Genomic DNA, 9,769 nt, shown 5'->3' with positions numbered 1-9,769 from the left:
GGTTGCCGTCCAGGTCGATGATGGTGTAAGCCAGATCGCCGCGTGACTTGTTCAGCAGGTCCGCGATGTTCAAGCCGGCGTTGGCGAGAATCGTCGAGATCTGGCCGACCATGTTGGGCACGTTGGCGTTGGCGATCGTGATCCGACATCCGGTGCCGCCCCGCGGCATGGAGGCTTCGGGGAAGTTGACCGAATTGGTCACGGTGCCTTCTTCCAGGAAGTCACGGACTTGGTCGGCAACCATGATCGCACAGTTCTCCTCGGCCTCTTCGGTCGACGCACCGAGGTGCGGAAACGAAATGACTTTGGGGTGCTTGAGCAACTGGGCGGTCGGGAAATCGATCACATAGGCACTCAGTTTGCCCGAGTCCAATGCGGCGATCACGGCATCGTCATCACAGATGCCGCCGCGGGCCAGATTGACGATGATGCCGCCGTCGTTCATCGATTCGATTCGCGACTTGTTGACCAGGCCCTTGGTGACGTCCAACAGCGGGACGTGGACACTGACGGCGTCGCACTGCGAGAACAGGTGATCCAGGTTGATGGCCTGTTCGACGTTGCGGGAAAGTCGCCAGGCGTTTTCGACGGAGATCTGCGGGTCGTATCCGACGACTTTCATGCCCAACGCGCTGGCGGCGTTGGCGACGCGACGTCCGATCGCACCCAGCCCGATCACGCCAAAGGTCTTGGAGTGCAATTCGCAGCCGACAAAGTTTTTCTTGCCGGCTTCAACCGCGGTGGAAATTTCCGCATCGGTTCCTTCCAAGGACGACGCAAATTGCATCGCCGGATAGATGTTACGCGATGCCATCAGCAACCCGGCCAGCACCAGTTCCTTGACGGCGTTGGCGTTGGCACCGGGGGCGTTGAACACCGGCACGCCACGCTGGGTCATCTTGTCGACGGGGATGTTGTTCACACCGGCACCGGCACGGCCGATCGCCGCGACCGATTCGGGGATCTCCATGTCGTGCATCTTGAACGAACGAAGCAGAATCGCATCCGGGTGACTCGACTCGGACGAGATTTCGTATTCGTCGCGGGGCAGGCGTGAAAGTCCTTTGACGGAGATGTTATTGAGCGTCAGGATTTTGTACATCTCTGGCGTTGCTGTGGTTGGAGGAATGGAAAGATCGGGGAGACGGCGAGGACCATGCGGGGCCGACCGGAGGCAGTCGCTGCCGCGTCGGTCCGGCGAAGATCACGCGTTCTTGGATGCGAAATCGGTCATGAAGCTTGCCAGCGATTGCACGCCTTCGATCGGCATTGCGTTGTAGATGCTGGCGCGGATGCCGCCGACACTGCGGTGCCCTTTCAAACTGACCAGGTCGCGTTCGGCCGCTTGGGCAAGAAACGCCGACTGCAGATCATCGTTGGGCAACGTGAAGGTTGCGTTCATCAGCGAGCGGCAATCCGGTTTGGCGTGTCCGGTGTAGAAGCCGCCCGACTGGTCGATCGCGTCGTAGAGCAATGCCGCTTTTTTGCGGTTCAGCGTTTCCATCGCCGCCAGCCCGCCGATGTCGTTTTGCAGCCACTTGGCGACTTTGCCCAGCACCCAGATGGCGAACGTCGGCGGGGTGTTCCATTCAGAGTCCGCGTCGGCGTGGTTTTTGTAATTCAAGTAACCCGGAAGCGAAGCGCTGCCGCGGTCGATCAGGTCGCGGCGGATGATCACCACGGTCACACCCGCCGGGCCGGCGTTCTTTTGGGCACAGGCATACAGCAAGCCGTATTTGTTGATGTCGACCGGGCGGTACAGGAAATCGCTCGACGCGTCACAGACCAGCGGCACGCCGGCGGGGCATTCGGGTTCGGTGGGGAATTGAACACCCTGGATCGTTTCGTTGTTGCAGTAATAAAGGTACGCCGCGTCTTCGGCGACGCTGTAGTCCTGGGGCCCGGGGACATGATTGAAATTTGACGACGAGGCGTCGTAGACGACCTCGACCTGCCCTTCCTTTTTGGCTTCCGCGATCGCTTTCTTGCCCCAGGTGCCTGTTTGGATGTAGGCCGCCGATTTGCCCGAATCGCGAAGCAGGTTGGCGGGGATCATCGAAAACTGAAGCGCCGCACCGCCTTGCAGAAACAGCACGGCGTAGTCGTCGCTGATGTTCAGCAGCGACCGCAGGCTGTTTTCGGCGTCGTGCAGGATGTCGACAAATGTCTTGTCCCGGTGGCTCATTTCCAGCAAGGAACTGCGTGCACCGGGCAGGCAAACCAGTTCGTCGCGTACTTCCTCAAGTACCGAAACCGGCAAGACGGCGGGGCCGGCGGAAAAGTTATAAGCTCGTTGGGCGGTCGCGGTGGCTGTCATCGAACGAATCGGTGTCACGTTGGGGGGGATGGGGCCGCCGACGGCACGCCTGCGTCGGCAATGTGAGTGGGGATTCTATGTCGAGCCGGTCGAGTGCGGAAGGAGCATCGCGTCGCAGGGCGGTTGACCGCGACTAGCGATGCCGATTAATCCGGATCAAAACCGAATTCTCGCATCCACTGGTCCACCTCCGATTGGTCCTGGATGCGAGGTTTTTTGGCAGCCGGCGAGCTTTTTTCGGGGGCAGCCGGCGGCCGACCGCCCTGCCCTGCCCCGCCCGATTTTGGCCCCACGTCGATCGCCAGGTGGATTTTTCCGTCCGTCAGGTCGTCCATCCAGGGCTCGCTATCGAAATGAGCCGCACCTCGCCGCCGGGCCGCAATCTGAATTCGGTGGTCCGAGGAGACGACCATCAGCCGTTTGGGCGTGTGATGCGCCCGGATGATTTCCTCCAATAAATCGTCCGCGGACAGGTAATCGACCGCAAAACGGACGCTCATCCCGTGGTGAACAAACTCGCTGGGGCGATCGCGTGGCGGGTTGGCGGCATCGAAGACGACACAGGTTTTTCGGCGAACCGGCTCGCTGAGTTGATTCGTCAGCTCGCGCAGCAGAACATTCCGATCGCGTTCGAGCCAACGCGGGTCGGGATTGCGAGTCGGCGCGATCGGCTGCGTGATGTTGTAGCCGTCGATGAGCAACAAAAGTGACATGGTCCGTGTAGGGTACCATGCGTCGGATTTGATGCAGCGGCAGTCGCGGCGTTGTGGCGCGGTGATCGATGTGCTGAGGACTCATCCGCGACAAGCAATCGACCCTCCCCGAGCTCGACCCCTCCCTGCCGGGGCGTTGGTATCTACACAAGTCGTTTTTGCCCAAAGGGCATGCATATCCATAGCCTGGGGCAAGCAAACCGAGCATTTGCGAGGGTTGCGCCGCCCCAGGAACGTCATCGCAATGAGGTTCGATTTGGCCAACGGCCATGCACAACCTTCGCGTTTAACGAGGCATTTGTGTATGGCCGTTGGCCAATCCCTCTCGTTCTCGTTTGCGGACCTTGGGCGATGCCCAAGGCTAGGGATGTAAACGGCCGTTGGCCGAAGCCATCCACTCAGAACAAATCTGACATGCAAAAGATGTGTGGATGCCCATGCTGCCAGGGAGGGTGACTTGAGAGGTGTGATGCCAGGGCCGATGGCGGGCATGCCATCGGATGTCCGGCTGCTTTCCTTGCGGCTGGGAGGACTGCCACCGAGCTGGCGGTTCTGGCGTCAATCGAGATCCTGTCGGACTTCGACGTCCGCCGGTCCGCCGAAATGATAGACCTGGTAGCCCAATACACCCAGGGTCATGGCGACCAACGCGACGGTGCCGAGCAGTTTCCAGTCGACGCCGTCGGCCGAGCGGATGGAGAAGCTTGGCAGCTGGAAGGAACGCTTCGCGGCCCGTTTGTATTGCTTGTGGTCGATCTTCTGTCGCGGCGGTCGCTTCTTCGGTACCGAATCCAGTTCGATGTCCTTTGCGACTTCTTCTTCGTCTTCGAGGTCATCTGCAGCGTCTCCGATGAACGTGTCATTCGGTTTGCCGGAGCGGATCGCGCTATCGGAGAGCACGTCGACATTGACGGCTTCGCCCCCCGCGATAGGATCGGACTCCAAACGCGCTGGGGCCGGCCGATGTGGCGCCAACGGCAAGTCGTCGTCCCAATCAAACTCCGCCTGGTCTTCTTCTTCCAGGAATTCCGCGACGTCCTGGTTGTTCCATGACGTGGGAGGTTCGCTCAAGCTCGCATCGGCGTGTTCGATCGCTGCATCGGCATGTCCGGCTGCGGCCAGGACGGGTTGCTTGACGGAGACCTTGAACACGACTTTCCCGAAACGCAATTCGTCGCCGTCGGCAAGCACTCTCCACCGATGCGGTTCAAGCCGCGTGCCGTTGACGTAGGTGCCGCGCGTGCTCTTCAGATCGAGTGCTCCGAATCCGTCGTCGTTGTGGAGCAACAAGCAGTGCCGTCGGCTGACGGATCGGCTTTTGGGCCGGATTTGGCATTCTTTCAGCCGGCCGACCAGGTAATAACCAGGGTGGATCGGTGCCGCGGTGCCGGCATTGCTTCCCTGTGTGATGATCAATTCAACGGACATGGGGAATCACTGCTGGGGCGTTCGGGGACGATGGATCGGAAAAGGGGTCAGGTACCAAAAACCAAATGGCCCGCAGGGTGCTTCGCATTTTTGGTACCTGACCCCTTTTCCGCGTGAAGCGGAAAAGATGCACTGGTCGGCTGCGAACCTAGTCTTCAATGACAATGACATTTCCTTTGCCGTCTTCCATGGTTTTCAGACGTGTGACGGCCTTTTCGTCTTTCGTCATCTGATAGAACGTGACGCCGACGACGGCCAGCAAGGCGACGATGGACAGTGCCAGCCCGACGCCCAACAAGACGCTCTGGCTGGCATCCGTTTCATTTGCCGAGCCGCGTTTCTTCGTCGACTTGCGCGGTGCTCCGGCGGCAGTTTGGGACGCCGCCAAAGGCGAGACGGGAACGGCAGCGGGAGAGAGGGCGACTGGGGAGAGGGCTGCCAGGTCGATCGGCGGCAGGCTGCCAAAATCGATCTCGGCGATCTCCGCCATCGCTCCCTGTGACGCTTCGCCCAGTGGCCCGCTGTCGTCGAGTGAGGCAAAACTGGAGGAGTCGTCCGAAGTGATCGCCAGCTGCGCCGAGCGGGGCCGGTTGGCCAGTTCCCGGCCGGCCAATTTGGATCCCGCGATCCGCCGCAGTTGGGTCAACAGTTCAGCTGCCGAGGCGGGGCGATCAACCGGGCGTTTGGACATCATCCGTTGGATCAGCAAACTGATCGCCGGCGGACAGTCCGAACGGGTGTCGGAAACCAATGGCACTTTGGCGGTTTGGTGTTTGGCCAGTCGCTGCGCGACGCTGGTTCCCGGGAACGGCGGTTTTCCCACGAGCAGAAAGTACCACGTGCATCCCAGGGAATAGATGTCCGCGCGGGCGTCGACGGACTGGGAATCGATGGCTTGTTCGGGGGCGATGAAATCGGCGGTGCCGGTCAATCGATTGGGCGCGTCGGTTCCGGCGGTGTATCCGATCCGAGCGAGTCCCATGTCGCTGACTTTGATCACTCCGTCATTTCGCAACAATAGATTCGATGGCTTGATGTCGCGGTGGACGATACCACGTTGGTGTGCGTGGGCCAGTGCGTCGGTCGTCTGGATCATCGCGTCGAGCGCTTCGGTCGGCGACATCACTCCGTCACGGGCGACCGCGCGGTGCAGGTCGACGCCTTCGATGTATTCCATCACGATGAACAGTTTGCCATCGGATTCGGAGAAATCGAACGCTTGGACGATGTTGGGGTGTTCCAGTTTCGCCGACGCCCGTGCTTCCTCTTTGAAACGTTCGATCCGGCGAGAATCTTTCGAAGCTTCTGCGGGCAGGATCTTGAGGGCCATCAATCGATTCATGACCGCGTGTCGGGCCAGGAAGACGACACCCATTCCGCCGCGTCCCAAGGGGCGTAGCAGACGGTAGTTGCCCAGATGGAATCCGCGTGCTTTTCCGGCCAATAACTTGCGGGCTTGCCAGGGCGTCAGCAGGTCCGCGCCGACCAGGCCTTGGGCCAGTCGGTCGGGCGTGAACACGACGTCTTCGGTCATCAGCGAAACGACGACCTTTTTGACGTCGGCCAGTTCGACCAGTCCGGCTTGCATGGACCGGCGAACGAAGTCGCGAGTTGCCTGGTCCAGGACCGGTTCGGCAGCGATGGTTTCAACCGACATTGAGCGATGCGTCTGTACTCCGAGAACTTCTCCAGTCACGACCGCACGGTCGCGTCACCTGAGAGAGTCTTCATTATTGAGCATCAGGCCGATCAGCCGGTTAAGGATTGGTTAAGGGATGGTGTCGATCCGGTGAGGGTTGGCGGCGGTGGTTGTGATCGGCGAAGACCGCTGCTTTATGGGACTTGCGGCGACGTTAAGCGGGCTCAAATCCGGGCCGGTAATAAACTTCTTTGAGAAACAGACCTTGAGGCGGTGCCGCTTGACCGGCATAGATGCGATTTTTCTGTCCCAGCACCTCGTCGATCCACTGCGGAGGCTGTTTGCCGTAGCCGACTTCGACCAGGGTACCGACGATGTTGCGGACCATGTTGTAGAGAAACCCGTTCGCTTCGACTTCGATGGCCAGGTGCCCGCTGGTTGCGTAATCCGCCGCGGGCAGGACTTGGCAATCTCGCACGTCGCGGACTGATGACTTGCGTTGGGCGCCGGCCGATTCAAAGCTGGAAAAATCACGATGCCCGATGATCTTGGCCGCGGCACACTGCATCGCGGTGACGTCGACTTTGCGGCGGAGTCGCCAGCGGTATCGATGTTCGAACGGGTCACGCTGATGGCGGACTTGGATTTGATACCGATAGCGTTTTCCGATCGCGTCACGAATCGCGTGGAAATCCGACGGCGCCTCGTGGACTTCGGTCACCACGATCGTTTCGGGTAATCGCGAATTGATCGCCTTGGACAGCGCGTCGGCCGAGGCGGTCCAGGTCGGAAAGCGGCAACTGGCGACCTGACCGAGCGCGTGGACACCGGCATCGGTGCGTCCGCTGCCGGTGACGGTGACGTCCTGTTTGGTCGATCGCTTGACGGCTTGTTGGAGCGTTCCTTGGATCGTTGCCTGACCCGGTTGGACTTGCCAGCCGGCGAAGTCCGTTCCGTCATAGGCGATTTTGAGCGCAAAGGTTCGCGTCACCGATCAGCCAGCCGAGGCGACGGACTGCTGTAGCAATTCGGCGATCTGAACGGCGTTGGTCGCCGCACCTTTTCTCAGGTTGTCGCTGACACACCAGAACGCGATCCCGTGGCCATCGCCGCTGATGTCGCGTCGAATCCGGCCGACAAAGACGTCGTCTTTGCCGTCGCAGTCGCGCGGCATCGGATACTGGTGGTTGGCCAGGTCGTCGACGACGGTGATGCCCGGCGCGGCGCGGAACAATTCGGTTGCTTCGGCGACGGTGAGCGGTTTTTCCGTTTCCACCAAGATCGATTCGCTGTGCCCGATCGTGACCGGAACGCGAACGGCGGTGGGACAGACTTGGATGTTGTCATCGCCCATGATCTTTCTGGTTTCGTACACCATCTTCATTTCTTCGCTGGTGTAGCCCTCGAACTTCTCGCTGCCGATCTGCGGGATCAGGTTGAAACCGATCGGGTGTTGAAACGTTTCGTGGCCAGGGGTTTGCCCGTCCAGGATTTGTCGCACGCTGGATTCCAGTTCGGCGTTGCCGGCCAGGCCGGCGCCGCTGGTGGCTTGGTAGGTGCTGACGACGACGCGTTTGACCTTGGCCGCTTTGTGAAGCGGTGCAAGCGCGACGACCATTTGCGTGGTGCTGCAATTCGGGCTGGCGATGATGCCTTGGTGATCGGCGATCGCATCCGGATTGACTTCGGGGATGATCAGCGGGACCTTGGGGTCCATCCGCCAGTAACCGCTTTCGTCGACGACGATGGCGCCTTCTTTGACGGCGTAGGGGGCGAACTCGGCGGACACCTCGTCGGGTGTGCTGGCGATCACGATGTCGACGTCTTCGAACGCACCGGGGGCCAACAGTTCAACTGTGATCGTTTCGTCTTTGAAGCGAACCTGTTGACCGGCCGAACGCTGCGAGGCCAGCAGTTTCAGCCGCTTGTAGGGAAAGTTGCGATTGGCAAGTTGCTCAAGAACGATTCGTCCGACCGCACCGGTGGCCCCGACGACAGCTAAGGTTTCGTACACAGGATTCAAAAAAGGTTGGAGTGAAGGGGCGTAAGCGTCCAGCTTGCGCCCGGGGTGTCTGGTCTCAAGGGCAAGCTGCAAGCTTGCCCCACGTGTTGCGATGTCCTACTTCTTGATCGCTTCGATCGCTTTGGGCAATTCTTTGTCGATCACGCCCATGCCGCCACGACCGCCGTCCATTCGAGACTCAACGTCCAGCACGGTGTCTTCGGCTTGGGCTTCCCAGAACTTGGTGATCGTTTCTTTGGGGAGCGGTTTGTAGGATCGGAAGATGCGGAATCCGACGCCGCGTGACGGATCGCTGGTGTGCCACCAGGGGCTGCGCGGGAAGTTCGGGTCTTCCGACTTCCATTCTTCGTCGTCCGAAGCCATGCGTGCGGCGCTGCGCAGGTCTTCGGCGTCCGATTCCCAGGTTCCGCCGCGAACCACACAGGGCGACGGGACTTCAGGCCATTTGACCAGTTCGGTCGCGTTGATGCCCTGCTTGTCGGCGAAGTCAACGTAGCCGTCTTCGGTGTATTGGTTGACGGTCCATTCGCCGACGTTGCCGTGCACGTCGTAGAGGCCGAAGGGGTTGGGTTTCTTCGAGGCGACGGCGACCTGTCCGTCGTCGGCGTTGTCAAAGTACCAGGCGTAGTCATCGATCTCGTCGGCGCTATCGCCCCACGAGTAAGCCGTCGTCGTTCCGCCCCGGGCGGCGTATTCCCATTCGGCTTCGGTCGGCAACCGGTACTGTTGGCCGGACACCAGGCTGAGCCATTTGGTGAACTGTTGCGCCGAATACTGGGTCATCGTGACGGCCGGTTGGTCTTCGTCTTCGCCGTATTCGTAGGTAAACGTCGGGTCGTAAAGTTCCGTCGGGGCGGTGATCGCATCGACTTTGTTGTCGTCGTTAACGACCCGGATGCCGCTGGATTCAAACTCTTTGAAGATGCCGTACAGGTCCATGTACTCCTGGTACAGGCCCCAGGTGACTTCGGTCTTGGCGACCCACATCGGATCGACGCTGACCTTGATTTGCGGGCCTTCGTCGTCGCGGCGATCCGCTTCGTCTTCGGGGCTGCCGAACATGAATTCGCCGCCGGGGACCGGAATCATTTCGACTTCTTCGTCGGTGCCGGGCACACGAAAGGTGTAGGGAACCATGTAGCCTTCGTCGACTTTGACCGACGGGCCTTCGGCGGGTTTTTCCGTCGCGATCCCTGGGGTTGCGTCGTCAGCGGACGCGGGTGATGCGAAGGACACGAGTGCTGCGGAAAGGGACAAGCCGATCACAGCGAGGGCTCTGGGCATATTCACGGTGCTGGGGTCTCGCGGGTGAAAAAGAGGTCGAGGGGAACAAACGTTGATAGTATAGCGCAGGGATCGAGGATTTTCGATCGTCTGTAGGTGGGATAACGCACCAAAAACCGGGCTTCTGAGGCGGAATGCGTGCCCTGCTTTGAGGGTGGGGGCTTTTCAGGTAGAGGAACTCGCCAAGAGTTTCATTGCGGCGGCGATGCCGCGGGGGGCCGACAGCCTTGGCGGCTTCCGTTACGGCTTCAACCCTAAGATTCAATCTTGACGAAGCACTCCAGCCATTTCAGCGGACGAACGATCGAAAACAATCCCCACGGATGGCAGCGCGAACCCCCGGATATTTTGCACTCTGTCATCCG

The 9,769-nt window shown here is 60.2% G+C and carries 8 protein-coding genes; all 8 read right to left on the bottom strand.

Features of this window, described 5'->3' with window-relative positions; genetic code table 11:
* The coding region (locus ABX749_RS10280) for a 3-phosphoglycerate dehydrogenase family protein (protein ID WP_372895901.1) at positions 1–1,102 on the bottom strand (1,102 nt) is incomplete at its 3' end.
* Positions 1,103–1,204: 102 nt separating this feature from the next.
* Positions 1,205–2,317, bottom strand: coding sequence for a 3-phosphoserine/phosphohydroxythreonine transaminase (gene serC / locus ABX749_RS10275; RefSeq protein ID WP_372895900.1), 1,113 nt, complete (start codon positions 2,315–2,317; stop codon positions 1,205–1,207).
* A gap of 146 nt (positions 2,318–2,463) precedes the next feature.
* A complete protein-coding gene (locus tag ABX749_RS10270; protein ID WP_372895899.1) occupies positions 2,464–3,030 on the bottom strand; it encodes an NYN domain-containing protein in 567 nt (188 codons plus the stop codon).
* 558 nt (positions 3,031–3,588) lie between these two features.
* Positions 3,589–4,458 (bottom strand): FHA domain-containing protein, encoded by an 870-nt coding sequence (locus ABX749_RS10265; RefSeq protein WP_372895898.1) that lies wholly within the window; start codon positions 4,456–4,458, stop codon positions 3,589–3,591.
* 148 nt (positions 4,459–4,606) lie between these two features.
* Positions 4,607–6,115, bottom strand: coding sequence for a serine/threonine-protein kinase (locus ABX749_RS10260; protein ID WP_372895897.1), 1,509 nt, complete (start codon positions 6,113–6,115; stop codon positions 4,607–4,609).
* 196 nt (positions 6,116–6,311) lie between these two features.
* The gene (gene truA / locus ABX749_RS10255) at positions 6,312–7,088 is read right to left on the bottom strand and encodes a tRNA pseudouridine(38-40) synthase TruA (RefSeq protein WP_372895896.1); all 777 of its coding nucleotides are present in this window, start codon (positions 7,086–7,088) and stop codon (positions 6,312–6,314) included.
* Positions 7,089–7,091: 3 nt separating this feature from the next.
* Positions 7,092–8,111 (bottom strand): aspartate-semialdehyde dehydrogenase, encoded by a 1,020-nt coding sequence (locus tag ABX749_RS10250; RefSeq protein ID WP_145219861.1) that lies wholly within the window; start codon positions 8,109–8,111, stop codon positions 7,092–7,094.
* A gap of 105 nt (positions 8,112–8,216) precedes the next feature.
* Positions 8,217–9,377: a formylglycine-generating enzyme family protein gene (locus ABX749_RS10245; protein ID WP_372895895.1), complete on the bottom strand. Its 1,161-nt coding sequence runs from the start codon at positions 9,375–9,377 to the stop codon at positions 8,217–8,219.
* Positions 9,378–9,769 lie beyond the last annotated feature (392 nt).

Source organism: Stieleria sp. (assembly GCF_041595215.1).
Classification (GTDB): domain Bacteria; phylum Planctomycetota; class Planctomycetia; order Pirellulales; family Pirellulaceae; genus Stieleria; species Stieleria magnilauensis.
This window is presented reverse-complemented; position numbering and strand designations above follow the sequence as displayed.